Genomic DNA, 18,951 nt, shown 5'->3' on the forward strand with positions numbered 1-18,951 from the left:
CTTATTTTCCCCCTTCTAAGTAATCATCAATCGCTTGTTGCAACTGCTCTTTTGCCTCTCCAATAGTAACATTTTCTAGTTGAGTGGCTGCATTTGATAAATGACCCCCACCATCCAGTCGTTCCATAATCAGCTGAACATTCACATCTCCTAAAGAACGAGCACTAATGCTAATGACGCCATCTTTTCGTTTGGAGATGACAAAAGAAGCGACAATATCTCTCATGTTTAAAAGTGTATCTGCTGCTTGAGCAATAATAATCTGGCTATATGTTTCTTCTTCACCAGCCGTTGCAATCGCAAGCCCTTTTCGGTAATATTCGGCACTTTCTACTAGTTTCGAACGTTTTATATAATGTTCTAAGTCTTCTTTTAGTAAAGTTTGCACAAGAGCGGTGTCAGCCCCATTTGAACGCAAAAATGATGCAGCGTCAAATGTCCTAGCGCCGGTACGAACAGCAAAACTTTTCGTATCGACAATAATCCCCGCTAACAAGGCTGTCGCTTCTAAGCGGTCCATGCGTAATTTTTTTGGTTGATATTCTAAAAGCTCCGTGACCAACTCTGCTGTCGAGGAAGCATACGGCTCCATATACACAAGGACAGGATCTGCGATAAATTCCTCACCACGGCGATGGTGGTCAAGAACAATGATTCGTTCCACTTTATCAAGCAAAGCTGGCTCCATAACAAGTGATGGCTTATGCGTGTCAACGACAATTAACAAAGTATCTGGTGTTACTTGTTCTAATGCCTCAGCTGGAGTAATAAACTTTGACCATAAATCATCATGATCGCCGACTTCCTCCATAAGCTTTTGAACATCATGGTTAATGTCATTGTGGTCAAGGATAATAAATCCTTCTGTCTCGTTCACATCAGCAATCTTTTGTACACCTATAGCTGCTCCAATTGCATCCATATCCGGGTTTTTATGACCCATAATAAATACTTGTTCACTTTCTAAAACGAAGTCACGCAACGCATGAGAAATGACTCGAGCCCTCACTCTTGTTCGTTTTTCAAGAGCATTTGACTTACCGCCGTAAAACGTTACTTTTCCGTTCTTTCTCTTAATGGCCACTTGGTCTCCGCCACGTCCCAATGCTAAGTCTAAACTAGATTGAGCTAACAATCCTAATTCTCGTAACGATTCTTCCCCCGTTCCGACTCCAATACTTAACGTAATAGGCACTTTCTCTTTTCCAGTCAGCTCACGAATTTGATCAAGAATATCAAATCTATTTTTTTCTATAGCGGTTAATGCCTTCACATTCATGACAGCTATAAACCGATCGGATGCCGTTCGACGTAAAAAGATTTGATTATCATTTGCCCAGTTGTTCAGAGTTACGGTCACTTGACTCATTAAGCGACTTCGAACTTGATCTTCCATTGCTTGCGTAACCTCATCATAATTATCGAGAAAAATAAACGCTACAACCGTTTGAGTTTCCTCAAAGCGCTCCTTCATTTCCTCCCGTTCAGTTACATCTAGAAAATAAATGAGACGTTCATCGGGTTCAATTGATACATGGAAAATCAATTCACCCAACTTAATCGTATCTTCTTTAATTTCTTCTTCAAGTAACTCTTGAAGAGCATCACTTACTTCATCAAGTTGCTTCCCAACTACATCACTCGAGATGACGGAAGAAACATAGGGGTTTGCCCATTGAATTTTCCTCTCTTCATTATAAAGCAAAATCCCTAAAGGCATCTTTGTAACTGCATCTTCACCTGCTTTTGAAACGCGATAGGAAAGAGTGAGGATATACTCTTCTAAATCACGTTCAAAATAGATTCTCGCTTGCACGGCATAAATACCAATGGCACCAAGAACTAAAAAACCTATAATCCCAATTTGCCATTGATACCAAGTTAACAAACTGATAAATATAAATGCAGCGACGAAAAGAGTTACCATATGGTAGCCGTGCCACCGTTTCAGTAAAAACTTTGGCATATTGTCAGCTCCTATTTTTCCTGGCCAGAAATACGCTTTCGTAAATCAAAGCCTAAGTCAATAATTCCAATAATTCGAATGATATATAGTAACGGTGGAAGCAAAACCCCTGCCACAAGAATAATAATGGGAACAACGGCCGTAACCTTTTTCTTATAAAAATAATAAAAGATAACCGCAAATCCTTGTACAGCAATAATTACTTCAAGCAATGGGAATAAATTCCAAATAATTAAAAACATCATGGTTCCTTCTTCAGCACCAACCATCGCAAGAATCATCACGATCAAATAATACCAAAGAAAAGATCTTGGGAACCTCCACTCTCGAAAAGGAGGTAACGAATGAACCTCATGACCCAATCGTTTTAATAAATAGTAACTAAGAACCTTTGTTAACAGAGCAAGAGTAACCCCAACTCCTACAATCATAACAGGTGCCAAGTAAACAAGAGTATGAATCACTTCATACATCTGTTCAAGTTGTTCCGGATTTTGAGCAAACCCTCCTAGTGTCGACTGTGCTGCATCGATTTGCTCTCTCATTAACTCGGCTGCCAGTTGCATAGGATTTTCCCCAAAAACGAGAATAAGACCTAAAAAAGCCAGGAGCATATTAGCTGTATAAACCAAACCAGCACCAATTAATACACCAAATCCCGACAACTTACGACGGTAAAGCTCACCGACCACAATCCCCCCACTTCCGAATATAAAGGCAGAAGGAACCGTGACTAAGCCACCTATAACAAAAGCTAGAAAAAATGATACAACCCAAAGCATAATCCCAGGTCTTAATCCTCTGCGATACGTATAAATGACAAATGGCAGCGGCAAAGCCCAGGCCGTAATCATTCCCAAAAGCGGAACATACGTAGTGATTGCTAAAAGTATTGCAAATACAGAGGCAAGTAATGCACCTTCTGTTAACGTTCTTGTGTTTTTCATACACACACCTCGTCTTCAAAGCTAAAAACATCCACTTATAAAAAAACGGTTGTCCTTGATCTATTTTATCGTACTTATTCTTAAAATTAAAGCGCCGTCTCCCCTCAGGTGTTCCCTTATGAGAAATCAGCTCTTTTTCAAGAAAAAAAGCATGACAGAGTCTTAATCTGTCATGCTTTTTAAGCTAATTAGTTTACATCGTTAACATAAGGCAATAAAGCGATTTGACGAGAACGCTTGATTGCAATCGTTAATTGACGTTGATACTTCGCTGAAGTTCCAGTTACACGACGAGGTAAGATTTTACCACGCTCAGAAATGAAACGTTTTAGAAGATCTGTATCTTTGTAATCGATTTTTGTAATTTTGTTTACAGTGAAGAAACAAACTTTACGACGCTTTGGACGACCACGACGAGCCATTACACAGCACTCCTTTCAAATTATTATTTATCATACCTATTATAGTTCTACCAATAGTAAGAGAGGACGTTAGAACGGCAAATCGTCATCCGATATATCAATCGGCTTCCCGTCATTTGCAAATGGATCATCATTAAATCCACCAGATGAACGGTTTTGATTATTGTTCTGCTGCTGCCTACCAAAGTCATTCCCACTAGGACCTGATCCACCACCATAGTAATCATTTCCTTGTCCTTGATTAGAGTTAGAACTAGCTCCACGCGGCTCAAGGAATTGAACACTTTCTGCCATAACTTCTGTGATGAAAACACGTTTTCCTTCATTGTTGTCATAGCTACGTGTTTGGATTCGGCCATCTACACCTGCTAAACTACCTTTTTTCAAATAGTTAGCAACATTTTCTGCTTGTTTGCGCCAAATGACACAGTTGATAAAATCTGCTTCGCGCTCACCTTGTTGATTAGAAAATGGACGATTTACTGCCAATGTAAAGTTAGCAACTGCTACTCCATTTGGTGTATACCGTAGTTCTGGGTCGCGTGTTAAACGCCCCACTAGTACGACTCGGTTCAGCATTCGAACCCCTCCCACTTCATCTTTAAATTATTCTTCGTCTTTTGTAATAAGAACACGAATAACGTTATCGTTGATCTTAATAAGACGGTTGAATTCTGCAATCGCTTCTGAGTTAGCTTGTACATTTAACAATACGTAGAAACCTTCACGAAAATCGTTGATTTCATATGCTAAACGACGCTTACCCATCTCTTTAACCTGTTCAACTTCAGCACCATTTGTAGTTAAAACGTTGTTAAAACGCTCAATAACTTCTTTAGTAGCTGCTTCTTCTAGGTTTGGAGCGATGATGTACATAATTTCGTACTTACGCATTCCGGTCCACCTCCTTTTGGTCTAGCGGCTCCATATCGGAGCAAGGAGCATCAACTCAAACAATTGAGTCATTGCACTCGCATTAGTAGATTATAACAGACTGAATTTCCCACTGCAAGTTGTTTTTAAATGGATGTTACATTTTGTCACAAAAAATGTTTGATACAGTCGAAACTAGTAGCGACGAGTTTTGTAAGTGTTGCAAGTGAAGGTCCTTTGATTCCTGAACTCACCTCTCTGCTCAGTTTCAGGAATCATACTCGCTCTTCGTTTCCCAAACTCACCCCTCTACTCCGTTTCGGGAATCATACTCGCTCTTCGTTTCCCGAACTCACCTCTCTACTCCGTTTCGGGAATCATACTCGCTCTTTGTTTCCCGAAATCACCTCTCTACTCCGTTTCGGGAATCATACTCGCTCTTTGTTTCCCGAACTCACTCCTCTACTCCGTTTCAGGAATCATACTCGCTCTTCGTTTCCCGAACTCACCCCTCTACTCATTTTCAGGAATCATACTCGCTCTTCGTTTCCCGAACTCACCTCTCTACTCATTTTCAGGAATCATACTCGCTCTTCGTTTCCCGAACTCACCTCTCTACTCCGTTTCAGGAATCATACTCGCTCTTCTTTTCCCGAACTCACCTCTCTACTCCGTTTCAGGAATCATACTCGCTCTTCGTTTCCCGAACTCACCTCTCTACTCCGTTTCAGGAATCATACTCGCTCTTCGTTTCCCGAACTCATCTCTCTGCTCAATTTCAGGAATCATACTGACCCTTTGATTCCCGAACTCCACCCCTCTTCACCATTTCAGGAATCATACTAGCTCTTTGACTCCCCCAACTCACTCCTAATAGAACAAAAAAAAGGCCACAAACTGGGCCTTTTTCTACTCTTATACATTAAACCTGAAATGCACTACATCTCCGTCTTGGACAATGTATTCTTTTCCTTCTAGACGAACTTTTCCTCTTTCTTTCGCAACAGCCATAGAACCGGCATCGATTAAGTCATCATAAGAGACCACTTCGGCACGGATGAATCCTCTTTCGAAGTCCGTATGAATGATACCAGCTGCTTGTGGGGCTTTTGTGCCTTTTCTAAATGTCCATGCTCGTACTTCCTGAACACCTGCTGTGAAATATGTTTGAAGTCCTAGTAAATCGTAAGCTGCACGAATTAGTTGATCAAGTCCAGATTCCTTGATTCCTAATTCTTCAAGAAACATTTCCTTTTCTTCGCCTTCTAACTCGGCAATTTCTGATTCAATTTTTGCACAAACAAGAATAACTTGGCTGCCTTCTGCACTGGCAAATTCTTTCACTTGTTTCACAAAGTCATTATCTTCAGGTGAAAGCAAATCTTCTTCACTGACATTGGCTACATAAAGCACTGGTTTGCTCGTCAAAAGGTGAAGTTGCTTGACGATTTTTTGTTGTTCCTCAGTAAACTCAACGCTACGTGCTGGTTTTTCGTTTTCAAATGCGTCACGTAAAAGTTCTAACACTTCTAATTCGGCTACTGCCTCTTTGTCTTTTGCTTTTGCTAATTTTGCCACGCGAGTAATTCGTTTTTCAATTGACTCCAAATCGGCCAAAATTAACTCAAGATTAATAACTTCAATGTCACGAATTGGGTTTACTCCACCAGAAACGTGTGTAATGTTATCATCGGCAAAACAACGAACGACATGAGAGATCGCATCAACTTGACGAATATGTGAAAGGAACTTATTTCCTAACCCTTCCCCTTTGCTTGCTCCCTCTACAATTCCAGCAATATCTGTAAATTCAAATGCTGTTGGAATTGTTTTTTTCGGTTCGACTAGCTCTGTTAGTTTTTGTAAGCGGTAATCCGGAACTTCAACAATTCCTACATTAGGATCAATTGTACAGAATGGGTAATTCGCTGATTCTGCACCAGCTTGTGTGATAGCATTAAATAGAGTCGACTTCCCGACATTTGGCAAACCGACAATTCCAGTTGTTAAAGCCAAAATACTCACTTCCTTTTTCTATTAATAAAACATTTTTCTCCAATGGGCTGTTTCAGAAAGAAAGGTCTACTTGCTTTCCGTTTGTTTACTTTAAACAAATATAGAGAAACTCTTAGATCATTGCATTCCAATTATAGTTTTTAGACAATAAAAAGACAAGGCAATCTAGGTAGCATTCAACCTACATTGCCTTGTATTACGATCCTTGTTCAACTACTTTTTTTAGTTTTTTCGCAAATTCTTTACGAGGAATCATCACACTATGTTCACAACCGAGGCATTTAATACGGACATCCATCCCCATTCGGATAATCTTCCACCGATTTTCCCCACAAGGGTGCTGCTTCTTCATTTCAACAACATCATGGAGTGCAAACTCTTTATTTACCATACAAGATGCCTCCTTAAAACTTTATATGGAGAGTATTATACACGAAAGATGTCACCCGAGTCGAGAATCGCGACTATTCTTCTACTTTAAATTGCTGAATACGTTCAAGTAATTGTGAACTAGATTCATTTAGTTGTTCTGCTGAACTTGCGATTTGTGATAATGCATCAACTTGTTGATCACTTGATGCATTCACTTCTTCGACCGAGGCAGAGGCCTCTTCTGCAACAGCCGCAATGTTTTGAATGCTATCAATGACCATATCTTTATGGGAAGACATCGTCTCTACTTCCATCCGAATCATAGATAAAGAAGAAACAATCTCCTCAACAGAAGAGACAATTTGATTAAACGCAGCTTGAGTATCATCAACAGCTACTGTTTGTAAACTGAAAATCTCCTTCGTTTTTGTAAGTTCAGATTTTACTTTTTCTGATTGTGTAATAATTGCACTAATCGTTTCACTTACTCCAACGGTAGCTTTTGAGGATTGTTCTGCTAACTTCCGTACTTCTTGCGCAACAACAGCAAATCCTTTGCCATGCTCACCTGCTCTTGCCGCTTCTATACTCGCATTTAATGCAAGTAAGTTTGTTTGCTCTGAAATTCCATTAATGGTTTCAATGACGAGTTCAATTTCTGCTATTTTTCCATATAATCCAGTTACCACTTCTTCAACATTATGAAGGACCTCATTTGCTTCAGATGTTTTCACTTGTAACTGATCTACTTGCATCGTTCCATTTTCGCTGATTTTTTTTGTACCACTTGATACTTTCTCAATATGGAACGTTTCTTTCGTTACTTTTTCAATTTGGTCAGATAAAACAACCGTTCGATTCTTCGTTTCCTCAACATCGTCTACTTGTTTAGTTGAACCTCTAGCGATATCATCGACGGCCAAAGCCACTTCCTGACTCGAAGCAATCGTTTTTTCAGAAATGGCACTTAAACTTTCTGCAGATTCATTTACTTCGTTAGCTGAACGTTGAACCGATTGAATTAAGCCTTTCATTTGTTGAACCATATCATTAAAATCTATTGTTAATTGTCCTACTTCATCACGAGAAGCTGATGCCGATTTAACCGTTAAGTCACCCGCTGCTACTTTACTAACATGAGTCTTCAACTGTTTAATCGGGTTAGCAATATTTCGAGAGACTACATAAGCTCCGACTAGTGAAAGAAGTAATAATACAGTAGAAAGAAGAACGATCTTATTTCTTAAATCCACTAATTCCCCAAGCATTTCGTCATAAATATAGACAACATTAACCTTCCAGCCTAGTTGTGAAATTGTATCATAAAACATAAAACGGTCGAATCCTTCAAAATGATATTCAATAAATCCACTATTATCACCAGATAACATCTGCCCAATGGTTTCATTTCCAGAAAGATCTTCTCCGGTATGAGTAGGATGAACAAGCGCCGTACCATTTGCATCAAAAAGAGCCGTAAATCCTCCATAATTGACTTCAACTTGATTGATAATGGCTGTTAAGGCGTCTAAAGAAAGATCAAACCCAATAACACCGAGAAGCTGGTTTGAAACTGGATCCAAAATGGCTTTTGCCCCCGTTATGACAATGTCGCCACTTCCATCTTGAGTCACATAAGGATCTGTCCAAATGACCTCCTCTGGGTTTTCTTTTGCTTCTATATACCAAGGTCTACTGGTTGGATCAAATCCATCTGGCAAGTCGACAGACGGAGTCACATCCATTGTTTTCCCTTCACCACCTATATAAACCAATTCAATACTTTCATTTAACTGACCATAGTTAGTGAATTGATTAGAGATGGATTGTCCAAGAGTTGATGTAGCTTCCAAATTAGCGTCTCCATTGACCTCTAGTAAGTAATTTATAATTCTTTCATCCTTGCTAAAAAGGGTTAATTGATTAGAGAAAGCTTCAAAATATTGATTTGTATATCTTGTAATCTCATAAGCAACATTACTCGCCTCTGCCCTTGTGCTATTTTCAATTACATTCTTTGTTTGTAGATAGGCAATAATCCCAACTGCAAAAATAGCAACAATGAGCATGACGGTAATAAGTGTCATAATTTTTGTTTGAATCTTTTTAAACATCCTATTTTTACTCCCTTTCCAATTTTCTGATAACTAAAAAAATAGTATATCAGAATTACGATAGGACAGGGACTTTTTTACTATTATTTGAATATTCAAATTATGACTGAACTCGTAAAGCACTAAGATACTTACCCAATAACCTATCATAATGCTCTATGATGCATAATCGGGTACAGCAAAATCGATGCTAAAACAAACAAGTTTAAGATGCCATATAACGGGTAAAGAACCGAAATCAAAGTTGAAAACCCGAATGTCGTTAGTGGTGCCATGATGGCAATTAATAATAAAGCAATCAACCAGGCTGGACCTTTAATCCACGCTCGTAACCTTGATAACAATCCAAATACTCCAGCTGCAGCTGTCGTATAGATGGCTAACCATAGCAAAGCTGACATAATGAGCATCATAAAGTAAGGATAATGCTTAAGGATGGCAAAGAGCGGGATTTCATATAACATAATGTCTCCTGCCACTTGTAACAAGGATTCGTTATAAAGAAACGAGATAGATCCTAAAATGACCCCACTTCCAATTGAAGCAATCCATATTTCGCCTTTATGTTTAATTTCATGACCAATCGCACCGATTACAGCAACTAATGGCAAAATATTGAGAGCCGTAAACGTTAAAGCCGATGGCCAATTATGTTGTGCATTAATGCTAAATTCAATAGGAAACCCTTTTAAATACTGGAATGCAACCAAAATGGCAATTAAAAAAACAATAAGGATCGGAATGATAAATGCATTCATCGATGTCATTCCTTTTGTATCCCACAAAAATAAGACAACAACCAATCCGCCAATAATTAATGTTCCTAACCAGTAAGGGATATGGATCACTTCTAAGGTGGCACCACCTCCTGCTAGCATGATAACCGTTGTTGAAAACAAATAAATAATAATCATTACATCGTACATATGAGACAAGCGTTTTCCCATTAATACATTTAACACAGGTAAGTAATGCTCAGACTTATGATGATAACTAATATTCATAATCACTTTTACTGAAACGATAAACAAAATCGCAAATAAAATAATTGCTAGTCCACTTTCAGCACCAAAAAATTCCCAAAGCTCTCTTCCAGAGGCATATCCTGCTCCAATCATCGTTCCAATAATAAGAAACATCCACTTTAAGCCATTTCCCCACATGCCAATCCTCTCCTCGCCTCGTCTATTTCGTCGTAGAGGTGTTTTTGACTTACCTCTTTGCATGTAATGTGAACTCTTATGTATAGAAAGGAAAAAAGTTCCGTATACTGTTACTACTATGGCAAAGGAGGCGATGTTATGAGTACAAACCATCGTCTGTTCGGAAAAAAAAGTTCATCTCTGCGAGTTCATATGGAAGAGGAGACAGCTGTCACCCAATTATCTGAACAGTTATACAGTTTTACAGAGGTTCATAATAAACGTGATCTTGTTATCGTATGTATTGGGACAGACCGATCTACAGGAGATTCTCTTGGTCCACTAATCGGTTCGAAACTAGAAGCAGCCAACTTGAAACGCTTCCATGTTTACGGGACGTTAGAAAAACCCGTTCATGCTGTAAATCTAGAAGATCGCCTAGCTGAAATCAAAGATAATCATCATCGACCTTTTATTTTAGCGATTGATGCGTGCCTTGGTCGAATGAACAGTGTTGGCAAAATATCATTAGCAGAAGGGCCTGTTCAACCAGGTGCTGCTGTCCAAAAGAAACTCCCTTCAATTGGCGACATTCATATGACAGGCATTGTGAACATTGGTGGGATGATGGAATATTTTGTTTTACAAAACACTCGCCTGCATACCGTCATGCAAATGGCAGAAAGAATGGCGGAAACGATTATACAAACCGATCAGATTCTACCAGAAAAACAAGCTACTTCCGCTTCTTTATTACAAACATTGCGATTAAAACCTTCTATGATTTTACGTTCAAAAAACGAAACGCCTATGTAGACTTCCGTCTCATAGGCGTTTTCTTTGATTATTTGGATGTTCTCGCATACTTTGTTATTTATATAGGATCGTGTGAATGAGTTATTACAAATAATGTATACCAGAAACTAATAGAGCGACAACTAAAATGCTAGGCAATAAATTCGCCACTCGTATTTGTAAAATCCCTAATATATTTAATCCAATGGCAATAATCATCACTCCACCTGTTGCAGTCATTTCAACAATAAATGCGTCCATTAAGGCAGTTGGAACAAATTGATCAATTTGTGTAGCGAGTAACGCAATGCCACCTTGATACAAAATAACAGGAATCGCAGAAAAAATGACTCCAATTCCTAAAGTGGATGTAAAAATAAGTGCTGAAAATCCATCTAGCATCGATTTCGTGTACAGAACAGAGTGGTCTCCTCTCAGGCCACTATCTAATGCTCCAAGAATAGCCAATGCTCCAAGAATAGCCATTGCTCCAACAACGTAAATCAATGTTGCTGTAACAAACGCTTTTGCTACCGCTCCATCTTCTTTTGATCCCACTTTCGTTTCGATCCAAGCTCCAACACGATTTAATCGTTCTTCTATATCAATCTTTTCCCCGATAACTCCACCAATGACTAAACTTCCAATGACAATTAAAAATTGTTCACTTTTGAGAGCCATTCCAATTCCTAGTACAACAACAGCTAACGCAATTCCTTGCATCGTTGTTGTTTTCATTTTTTCAGGAATATTTCGTACTAATAACCCTACAATAGCGGCTACCACGATGGCAAGCCCATTTACAAGTGTCCCTGTTAATACCATTCTACTCTTCTCCTCGTCTACATAAATGCTTCTGTTATTTCCTCTATCGCTTTTAAAAGCGTCTCTACTTCCTCTACTCTGTTATATGGTCCAAAACTTACACGGATGAGTCCTGAGTCCGTCGTTTGTAACATCTGATGTGTTTTCGGGGCACAATGCATCCCCGCACGAACTGCAATTTGGTAATGCTTATCTAAAATCATAGCCACTTCCTGACTTGATACCCCTGTTATTTCAAACGGAACGACAGCGACTCGCTTTGACAAGTCAGAAGGACCGTATACATTGACATTAGATAGTGTTGTTAGTCCATCTAAGAGGAGTTTCATAAGCGTTTGCTCATGTTCCCAGATGTTTTCTATTCCTAAATCAAGTACGGCATCGATGCCCGCCGATAACCCAGCAATTCCTGGTGTATTCAACGTCCCAGCCTCATAACGATTAGGCCAACTAGCCGGTTGAGAAAGAAGTTCGGATTGACTACCTGTCCCCCCCACAACAAGAGGAGTTAGGTGATAGTCTCCTTTTGAGATTAATACTCCTGTTCCTTGAGGACCCAATAACGATTTATGTCCAGCAAATGCGAGCAGATCAATCCCGTCTCTGTCCATTTTTATATCAATGGTACCAGCGGTTTGAGAAGCATCTACTAAGACGACAATTTCGTGCTCTTTAGCTATATTTGAAATAGATAAAATGTTAACTAGAGCTCCCGTCACATTAGAGGCATGAGTTATGGCAAACATCTTGGTTTTGTCTGTTACAGCTTTCTTCCATTCTTCAGCTTCAATTAACCCTTCCTCATTTGGTTCAATATAGGTAACAGTAATTTTTTTATCCTTTACGAGCTTTTCTAATGGGCGAATAATGGAATTGTGCTCAAACATCGTAGTAACAACATGATCTCCTTCTTGAAAAGGAAATCCAGCAATAGCTTGATTCAAAGCCATCGTTGCATTCTGGTAAAACCACACATGTTTCTTACCTGGTGCACCAAATACATTCGCTACTTTCTTTCGCGTTTCTTCAATCACATCTTTTGCCTTTTCAGCAAGCTTATGACCACCGCGACCAGGATTCGCACTATAACTTGTAACTGCTTCATACATCGCATCAGCTACTTCTTTAGGCTTCGGATAAGATGACGCAGCATGATCAAAATATATCATCCGTCTTTAGTCCTTTCATTTGTTACTTTACGCACGTTGTTCATAGAAAAAGAAGGTCCCTTGAATCGTCATCTCCTACCTTAATACAAGAAGTGGAAAATAACCACCATTTTGTCTAGGTACTAGGAGGAACGATTGTAAGTTCCCTTCTTAATCTACCTTATTAAGAATTCTCAGAATCAAGAAGCTGAATAATGCGCTCTAGATCGTCTTCCGAAAAATAATCAATTTCTATTTTCCCTTTTTTCTTTCCTGGTTTAATAGAAACCGATGTTCCTAAACGAGTTCGAAGCACATCTTGTCTTTCCTTCAAGAAAGGAGACAACGTTACTTTCTTTCGTTTCGTTTCTTTTGGTACTCGTTCATTAAGTTGATTGACCAGTTCCTCAACCTCTCGAACACTCAACTTTTCTTTTAGTATTTTTTCAAGAAGCACAGACAGCTTCTGTTTATCTTTTAATCCTAATAATGCTCGTCCATGACCCATAGACAATTTCCCATCGGAAATAAACTCTTGAACAAGTTTAGGAAGATTTAACAGTCGCAAATGATTTGCTATATGCGGGCGACTTTTTCCTACACGAACAGCCAGTTGCTCTTGAGTCATCGACAAATGTTCCATTAATTTTTCATAAGCAACAGCTTCCTCAATCGGATTTAGATCTTCTCGTTGAAGATTCTCAATTAAAGCAAGCTCCATCATCTTTTGCTCATCTAACTCTTTCACAACAACAGGAACTTCTTTTAACCCAGCTTTCTGTGCTGCACGAAATCGCCTTTCACCTACAACAATTTCATAACCTTTTATGCTTTTTCTCGCAATAATCGGTTGCAAGATTCCATGTTGCTCAATCGAATCAGCCAATTCTGAAATAGCTTCTTCTGTAAAAGTTTTACGAGGTTGATAAGGATTTGAACGTAACTGCGAAACAGGAACTTGCTCGACTTTACCTTGAGTCTCATCGTTTTGTTCAGGAAAAAACACTTGTAATCCTTTTTTACCTAACCCTTTCGCCACTCGCTACCACTTCCTTTGCAAGATCTACATATACTTCTGCTCCACGTGATTTCGCATCGTACGTTATAATCGGTTGCCCGTGACTCGGCGCTTCCCCTAAGCGAACATTTCTTGGAATGATGGTATCAAATACCTTCTCACGGAAATACTTCTTCACTTCCTCAATGACCTGTATACCAAGGTTCGTTCTTGCATCTAACATCGTTAACAAAACCCCTTCAATTTCAAGTTCTGTATTTAAATGTTTTTGAACAAGACGAACTGTATTTAATAGCTGACTCAATCCTTCAAGAGCGTAATATTCACACTGCACTGGAATTAAGACAGAATCTGATGCGGTTAAAGCATTAATGGTTAATAAGCCAAGAGAAGGCGGACAATCAATAAAGATATAATCATAGTTTGTTGCTACAGTAGAAAGCGCTCGTTTTAAACGTACTTCTCGGGAAATCGTTGGTACAAGTTCAATTTCCGCGCCTGACAATTGAATGGTAGAAGGTAAAACATCTAAGCGTTCCACAGATGTTGACCTGATTACATCGACCGCTTCAACATCTTCAACGAGAATGTCATAGACACACTCATCGACATCACCTTTTTCAACACCTACACCACTCGTTGCATTGCCTTGTGGGTCAATGTCAACAAGCAATACTCTCTTCCCTATATGTGCTAAACAAGCACTTAAATTGACAGCCGTCGTTGTCTTACCGACGCCGCCCTTTTGATTTGCTACAGCAATGATTTTGGCCACGCTGTCACCTACTTTCCATCCATAACTCGAACTCTTTTATTTTAACACAATTTTCGTACATTCTTTTTAGAAAAATAACAAAAATTCACCTAACACAACAGAGGCTACAGAAAAAAGGTTGCTTCTGCCTTTTTCTGTAGCCTCATCAAAATCATCGATTATTTCTTTGGTATTCTAATTGTAAATTGATAGAAATCATCATTCTCTTCTTCGTTCGTATCAACATGCATTCCGCTTTTTACAACCATGTCAACAGATTGTCGAATCGTATTCATCGCAATACGCATATCTTTTGAATACGATTTGCGTGTCGGTTTCTTCTTTTGGTTCGGTTGTCCTTCAAGAAGCACCTTGACTCGTTCTTCCGTTTGCTTAACGTTTAATTGTTTCTCTAATATTTCTTCTAGTAATTTCACTTGTAACTCTTCATTTTTTAATGAAAGCAATGCACGTGCATGCCGTTCAGATATATGACGTTCTAGTATAGCGTTTTGAACTGCTTCTGGTAGATTCAACAAGCGTAGCTTATTCGCAACGGTTGATTGTCCTTTGCCAAGGCGCTGCGCTAAACTTTCTTGCGTCAAACCATGCAATTCAATTAATTTTGCATAAGCAATCGCTTCTTCAATAGCGGTTAACCCTTCTCTTTGAAGATTCTCAATTAAGGCAACCGATGCAGTCTGCGAATCATTAAAATCCTTTACGAGTGCAGGAATGGTTTCCCATCCAAGTTTCGTAACGGCACGCCATCTGCGTTCCCCTGCAATAATTTCGAACTTACCATCTCGTTCCCTTACAACAATGGGTTGAATGACTCCATGAGTGCGGATCGTCTGCGCCAACTCTGCGATTCGTTCTTCGTCAAAAACAGTACGTGGCTGAAAACGATTTGGAACTATATCTGAAATCTTTATTTCCCTAACCTCTTCATTGTTGCTTTCTTCAATAACTTCTTCGTTTCCACTTACTTCAACCTCTGCCTGCTTGTCACTAAAGCCAAAAAGGCGTGAAAACGGTTGCCTCATCGCCTGACACCACCTTCTGATAGTAACCGTCTAAATTAAATTCGACATCTATTGCTTTAGTCCTTCTTTTTTCTTAACTCATTTATATCCCGCGTACGGTACAGCGTCAAGTGAATTTTCTGTTCAAAAACTAGAAGATCAACTTAGAACGAATGCTAGATTCCTATTTTACTAGACTTTCACGCAATGAAATTGAGGCTGACTAAACCCTCATACCACTCGTATTCCACGGGGAGGTGTCAAACTTCCACGGCTACGCCTGTGGGGTCTTGACGTTACCTCTTCTTCCCGCGGAAGTCGAGTGATTTCGGCTTCATTTTACGATGAGAAAAATGTTTCTTTTCATCAACAATCTTTACGAAAATAGCCTTATAAAAACATCTTGCGGAAGATTGAGAAAGACTTCAACTTTCTATGTTTCACGTGAAACATCTATTATAATGGCATTTTATTTGGCGTTCCAGGTTTTCTAGGAAATTTCTTAGGTGTTGTTTTCACCTTAGTCATCTGAATAATGTGGCGCTCACTCTCTTCTATTGGCAATAAGAAAGAGTTATCAGCTTTCACTTTTCCGCCTAACAACTTGATCGCTTTGTCGGCGTCTTTACGCTCATCAGAAGCCCCTGCACCCTTTAATGCAATAAAGTCCCCTTGTTCTTTTACTAATGGCAAACAAAGCTCAGAAAGAACTGAAAGCCTTGCAACTGCACGTGCAGTCGCAACGTCATATTGTTCTCGGTGTTGTGGATTTTGTCCAAACGTTTCAGCTCGATCATGGTAAAAAGCAACCTTTTCTAGTCCAAGTTCTTTAGCCAAATGCTCTAAAAAGCCAATGCGTTTTTTTAAAGAATCAACGATGCTAACGTGAATGTTTGGATAAATGATTTTCAAAGGAATACTAGGAAACCCAGCCCCTGCACCAACATCAATGATCTTTTGTCCATCTTTAAACTCATAATAAAAGCTTGCTGCTATTGAATCATAAAAATGCTTCAAATACACATCATCTTCTTCTGTTATTGCTGTCAGATTCATTTTTTCATTCCACTCAACTAACAACTCATAATATAGTTGAAATTGCTGATTTTGTTTATCTGAAAGCTGGATGCCTTTTTCTTGCAGTAACGAACTAAATTGTTTTTTACTCATGTAGACTCTCCATTTACTTATTGGGTTTTCGCTAATCTTCCTTGCTCAAGGTAAACAAGAAGAATTGAAATGTCAGCTGGATTTACACCAGATACCCTCGATGCCTGCCCTACCGAGAGCGGACGTACTTGAGCTAATTTCTGTCTCGCTTCAGAAGCTAATCCATGAATAGCAGAGTAATCAAGGTCTTCAGGAATTTTTTTGTTTTCCATCTTCTTTGAACGCTCTACTTGCTGAAGCTGCTTTCCGATATATCCTTCATATTTCACTTGAATTTCAACTTGCTCTGTTACATCTTCAGATAACGCTTCAGGTGGTGCTTCTATTACTTTTGCTACATCTCTATACGTTAATTCAGGTCTTTTTAAGAGCATCGTTGCTCTAGTTGCTTCTTGCATAGGAGTTGAGCCCACTTCTTCTAATACTTCTTTTACTTCTTGAGAAGGCTTCACGATAATGCCTTCTAGGCGTTTCTTCTCTTCTGCAATTTGTTCTTTTTTCTTTAAGAAACGTTCATAACGCTCTTGTGAAATCAACCCAATTTCATGGCCTTTTTCTGTTAATCGTAAGTCTGCATTATCATGGCGCAGAAGCAAACGATACTCTGCACGTGATGTAAGTAAGCGATAAGGTTCATTTGTTCCTTTTGTTACGAGATCATCAATTAATACACCTATATACGCTTCAGAACGATCAAGAATAATCCCTTCTTTTCCTTGTGCTTTCCTAGCAGCGTTAATTCCAGCCATAATCCCTTGGCCTGCAGCCTCTTCATAACCTGATGTTCCATTAATTTGCCCAGCTGTAAATAAACCAGGGACTTTCTTTGTCTCAAGAGTTGGCCATAATTGTGTTGGAACCATTGCATCATATTCAATCGCATAACCCGGACGCATCATTCTCACATTTTGAAGACCAGGTACGGTTTTTAAAATTTCCAACTGTACATCTTCCGGTAAGCTTGTAGATAACCCTTGCACGTACACTTCAGATGTATTTCTTCCTTCTGGTTCAAGGAAAATCTGATGTCTTGGCTTATCATTAAAACGAACAATTTTATCTTCAATTGATGGACAGTAACGTGGACCTGTTCCTTCAATCATTCCTGAATACATAGGTGATCGACTCAAGTTTTTGTTAATAATGTCATGTGTATGTTCACTAGTATACGTTAACCAACACGGCAGTTGATCCGTGATGTATTTGGTTGTTTCATAAGAAAAAGCACGTGGTTGATCATCACCTGGTTGAATTTCCGTTTGGTCATAATCAATGGTACTTCCATTGACACGAGGAGGTGTTCCCGTTTTAAACCGGACCATATCAAACCCTAGTTCTTTTAAATGGTACGACAACTGTACAGATGGCTGCATATTATTTGGACCACTTTCATATGATAAATCCCCAATAATAATTTTCCCTCTTAAGTACGTGCCTGTTGTAATCACGACAGCTTTTGCTGAATACTCTGCACCCGTATTTGTAATAACCCCTGTGCAGACACCATCTTCAATAATAAGACGCTCTACCATCCCTTGGCGTAATAATAGATTTTCATTTTCTTCAATGGTTTTTTTCATCTCATGTTGATAAAGGTATTTATCTGCTTGAGCTCGCAATGCACGCACTGCAGGGCCTTTCCCCGTGTTAAGCATACGCATTTGAATATGTGTTTTATCAATATTTCGACCCATTTCTCCGCCTAATGCATCAATTTCTCGAACAACAATTCCTTTTGCTGGACCTCCAACGGAAGGGTTACAAGGCATATAGGCGACGGCATCTAAGTTTAAAGTTAACATTAACGTTTTGGCTCCCATTCTTGCTGCTGCAAGGCCTGCTTCTACTCCTGCATGACCAGCACCAACAACAATGACATCAAATTGTTCACCTTGATAATTCATGATTCTAACCTCCTTGTGAGAGAATTTATTTTTAAGTAAGTTTAAATACGGGTAGCTACGTTTTAAGTTCGCCCTTCCGCCTTAGTGAGTGCGAACTTGACGTGCAGTGGCTGCGCTCGGCGTGCGCCTGTTTGAGAAGTTCGCTCAAACAGGCTTAAAAGATTACGACGGCTCCGCTCACTGCTTCGCATGATAAGAAAAAGGGAAGTTCGCCCTTTCCTCCTTATTAGTGCGAACATGGTGTGCAGTGGCTGCGCTCGTCGTGCGCCTGTTTGAGAAGTTCGCTCAAACAGGCTTAAAAGATTACGCCGGCTTCGCTCACTGCTTCGCTTTATAAGAAAAAGGGAAGTTCGCCCTTTCCTCCTTATTAGTGCGAACATGGTGTGCAGTGGCTGCGCTCGTCGTGCGCCTGTTTGAGAAGTTCGCTCAAACAGGCTTAAAAGATTACGCCGGCTTCGCT

17 protein-coding genes are annotated in these 18,951 nt (G+C 39.4%); 1 reads left to right on the forward strand and 16 read right to left on the reverse strand.

Annotated features, from left to right (window positions below):
- Window position 1 precedes the first annotated feature (1 nt).
- The 9 genes from N0O92_RS21795 to N0O92_RS21835 all read right to left on the reverse strand — a co-directional run bounded on the left by N0O92_RS21795 (window position 2) and on the right by N0O92_RS21835 (window position 9,873).
- Entirely contained in the window at window positions 2–1,966 is a 1,965-nt protein-coding gene (locus N0O92_RS21795) for a DHH family phosphoesterase (RefSeq protein WP_315616930.1), read from the reverse strand.
- A gap of 11 nt (window positions 1,967–1,977) precedes the next feature.
- A complete protein-coding gene (locus tag N0O92_RS21800) occupies window positions 1,978–2,913 on the reverse strand; it encodes a YybS family protein (RefSeq protein WP_315616932.1) in 936 nt (311 codons plus the stop codon).
- 188 nt (window positions 2,914–3,101) lie between these two features.
- The gene (gene rpsR, locus N0O92_RS21805) at window positions 3,102–3,335 is read right to left on the reverse strand and encodes a 30S ribosomal protein S18 (RefSeq protein ID WP_034745548.1); all 234 of its coding nucleotides are present in this window, start codon (window positions 3,333–3,335) and stop codon (window positions 3,102–3,104) included.
- Between the two features lie 69 nt (window positions 3,336–3,404).
- On the reverse strand, window positions 3,405–3,914 hold the full coding sequence (gene ssb / locus N0O92_RS21810; protein ID WP_315616935.1) for a single-stranded DNA-binding protein: 510 nt from the start codon (window positions 3,912–3,914) through the stop codon (window positions 3,405–3,407).
- A 27-nt stretch (window positions 3,915–3,941) separates the two neighbouring features.
- The gene (rpsF, locus tag N0O92_RS21815; protein ID WP_034745542.1) at window positions 3,942–4,229 is read right to left on the reverse strand and encodes a 30S ribosomal protein S6; all 288 of its coding nucleotides are present in this window, start codon (window positions 4,227–4,229) and stop codon (window positions 3,942–3,944) included.
- An 894-nt stretch (window positions 4,230–5,123) separates the two neighbouring features.
- Window positions 5,124–6,224 carry a redox-regulated ATPase YchF gene (gene ychF, locus N0O92_RS21820; RefSeq protein WP_315616937.1) on the reverse strand — a complete coding sequence of 367 codons (1,101 nt, stop codon included), beginning with the start codon at window positions 6,222–6,224 and terminating at the stop codon, window positions 5,124–5,126.
- A 196-nt stretch (window positions 6,225–6,420) separates the two neighbouring features.
- Entirely contained in the window at window positions 6,421–6,615 is a 195-nt protein-coding gene (locus N0O92_RS21825; protein WP_315616939.1) for a DUF951 domain-containing protein, read from the reverse strand.
- 73 nt (window positions 6,616–6,688) lie between these two features.
- Window positions 6,689–8,710, reverse strand: a complete 2,022-nt coding sequence (locus N0O92_RS21830; protein WP_315616941.1) for a methyl-accepting chemotaxis protein — start codon at window positions 8,708–8,710, stop codon at window positions 6,689–6,691.
- A 146-nt stretch (window positions 8,711–8,856) separates the two neighbouring features.
- Window positions 8,857–9,873: a YkvI family membrane protein gene (locus tag N0O92_RS21835; RefSeq protein ID WP_315616943.1), complete on the reverse strand. Its 1,017-nt coding sequence runs from the start codon at window positions 9,871–9,873 to the stop codon at window positions 8,857–8,859.
- A 138-nt stretch (window positions 9,874–10,011) separates the two neighbouring features.
- Between N0O92_RS21835 and yyaC the strand changes: the two genes are divergently transcribed.
- Window positions 10,012–10,668: a spore protease YyaC gene (yyaC, locus tag N0O92_RS21840; RefSeq protein ID WP_315616945.1), complete on the forward strand. Its 657-nt coding sequence runs from the start codon at window positions 10,012–10,014 to the stop codon at window positions 10,666–10,668.
- A gap of 84 nt (window positions 10,669–10,752) precedes the next feature.
- Here the strand turns inward: yyaC and N0O92_RS21845 are convergent, their stop codons facing one another.
- The 7 genes from N0O92_RS21845 to mnmG form a co-directional block, all read right to left on the reverse strand.
- Complete coding sequence (locus tag N0O92_RS21845; protein WP_315616947.1) at window positions 10,753–11,472, reverse strand: DUF554 domain-containing protein; 720 nt, start codon at window positions 11,470–11,472, stop codon at window positions 10,753–10,755.
- A gap of 17 nt (window positions 11,473–11,489) precedes the next feature.
- A complete protein-coding gene (locus N0O92_RS21850) occupies window positions 11,490–12,641 on the reverse strand; it encodes an aminotransferase class V-fold PLP-dependent enzyme (protein ID WP_315616949.1) in 1,152 nt (383 codons plus the stop codon).
- Window positions 12,642–12,804: 163 nt separating this feature from the next.
- Complete coding sequence (locus N0O92_RS21855) at window positions 12,805–13,659, reverse strand: ParB/RepB/Spo0J family partition protein (protein WP_315616951.1); 855 nt, start codon at window positions 13,657–13,659, stop codon at window positions 12,805–12,807.
- Complete coding sequence (locus N0O92_RS21860; protein WP_315616953.1) at window positions 13,640–14,413, reverse strand: ParA family protein; 774 nt, start codon at window positions 14,411–14,413, stop codon at window positions 13,640–13,642. The genes N0O92_RS21855 and N0O92_RS21860 overlap by 20 nt, the downstream gene beginning before the upstream one ends.
- A 158-nt stretch (window positions 14,414–14,571) precedes the next feature.
- Entirely contained in the window at window positions 14,572–15,438 is an 867-nt protein-coding gene (gene noc / locus N0O92_RS21865; RefSeq protein ID WP_315616955.1) for a nucleoid occlusion protein, read from the reverse strand.
- Window positions 15,439–15,873: 435 nt separating this feature from the next.
- Window positions 15,874–16,587, reverse strand: a complete 714-nt coding sequence (rsmG, locus tag N0O92_RS21870) for a 16S rRNA (guanine(527)-N(7))-methyltransferase RsmG (RefSeq protein ID WP_315616958.1) — start codon at window positions 16,585–16,587, stop codon at window positions 15,874–15,876.
- Window positions 16,588–16,604: 17 nt separating this feature from the next.
- Complete coding sequence (mnmG, locus tag N0O92_RS21875; RefSeq protein WP_315616960.1) at window positions 16,605–18,491, reverse strand: tRNA uridine-5-carboxymethylaminomethyl(34) synthesis enzyme MnmG; 1,887 nt, start codon at window positions 18,489–18,491, stop codon at window positions 16,605–16,607.
- Window positions 18,492–18,951: the final 460 nt, after the last annotated feature.

Origin of the sequence: Alkalihalobacillus sp. MEB130, from assembly GCF_032335535.1 — a bacterium.
Taxonomy (GTDB): domain Bacteria; phylum Bacillota; class Bacilli; order Bacillales; family Bacillaceae_D; genus Halalkalibacter.

Bases quoted from the DNA above. Each gene is read 5' to 3' on its own strand.
- N0O92_RS21795 (WP_315616930.1), bottom strand. From the start codon at position 1,966: ATGCCAAAGTTTTTACTGAAACGGTGGCACGGCTACCATATGGTAACT.
- N0O92_RS21800 (WP_315616932.1), bottom strand. From the start codon at position 2,913: ATGAAAAACACAAGAACGTTAACAGAAGGTGCATTACTTGCCTCTGTA.
- rpsR (WP_034745548.1), bottom strand. From the start codon at position 3,335: ATGGCTCGTCGTGGTCGTCCAAAGCGTCGTAAAGTTTGTTTCTTCACT.
- ssb (WP_315616935.1), bottom strand. From the start codon at position 3,914: ATGCTGAACCGAGTCGTACTAGTGGGGCGTTTAACACGCGACCCAGAA.
- rpsF (WP_034745542.1), bottom strand. From the start codon at position 4,229: ATGCGTAAGTACGAAATTATGTACATCATCGCTCCAAACCTAGAAGAA.
- N0O92_RS21825 (WP_315616939.1), bottom strand. From the start codon at position 6,615: ATGGTAAATAAAGAGTTTGCACTCCATGATGTTGTTGAAATGAAGAAG.
- N0O92_RS21830 (WP_315616941.1), bottom strand. From the start codon at position 8,710: ATGTTTAAAAAGATTCAAACAAAAATTATGACACTTATTACCGTCATG.
- N0O92_RS21835 (WP_315616943.1), bottom strand. From the start codon at position 9,873: ATGTGGGGAAATGGCTTAAAGTGGATGTTTCTTATTATTGGAACGATG.
- yyaC (WP_315616945.1), top strand. From the start codon at position 10,012: ATGAGTACAAACCATCGTCTGTTCGGAAAAAAAAGTTCATCTCTGCGA.
- N0O92_RS21845 (WP_315616947.1), bottom strand. From the start codon at position 11,472: ATGGTATTAACAGGGACACTTGTAAATGGGCTTGCCATCGTGGTAGCC.
- N0O92_RS21850 (WP_315616949.1), bottom strand. From the start codon at position 12,641: ATGATATATTTTGATCATGCTGCGTCATCTTATCCGAAGCCTAAAGAA.
- noc (WP_315616955.1), bottom strand. From the start codon at position 15,438: ATGAGGCAACCGTTTTCACGCCTTTTTGGCTTTAGTGACAAGCAGGCA.
- rsmG (WP_315616958.1), bottom strand. From the start codon at position 16,587: ATGAGTAAAAAACAATTTAGTTCGTTACTGCAAGAAAAAGGCATCCAG.
- mnmG (WP_315616960.1), bottom strand. From the start codon at position 18,491: ATGAATTATCAAGGTGAACAATTTGATGTCATTGTTGTTGGTGCTGGT.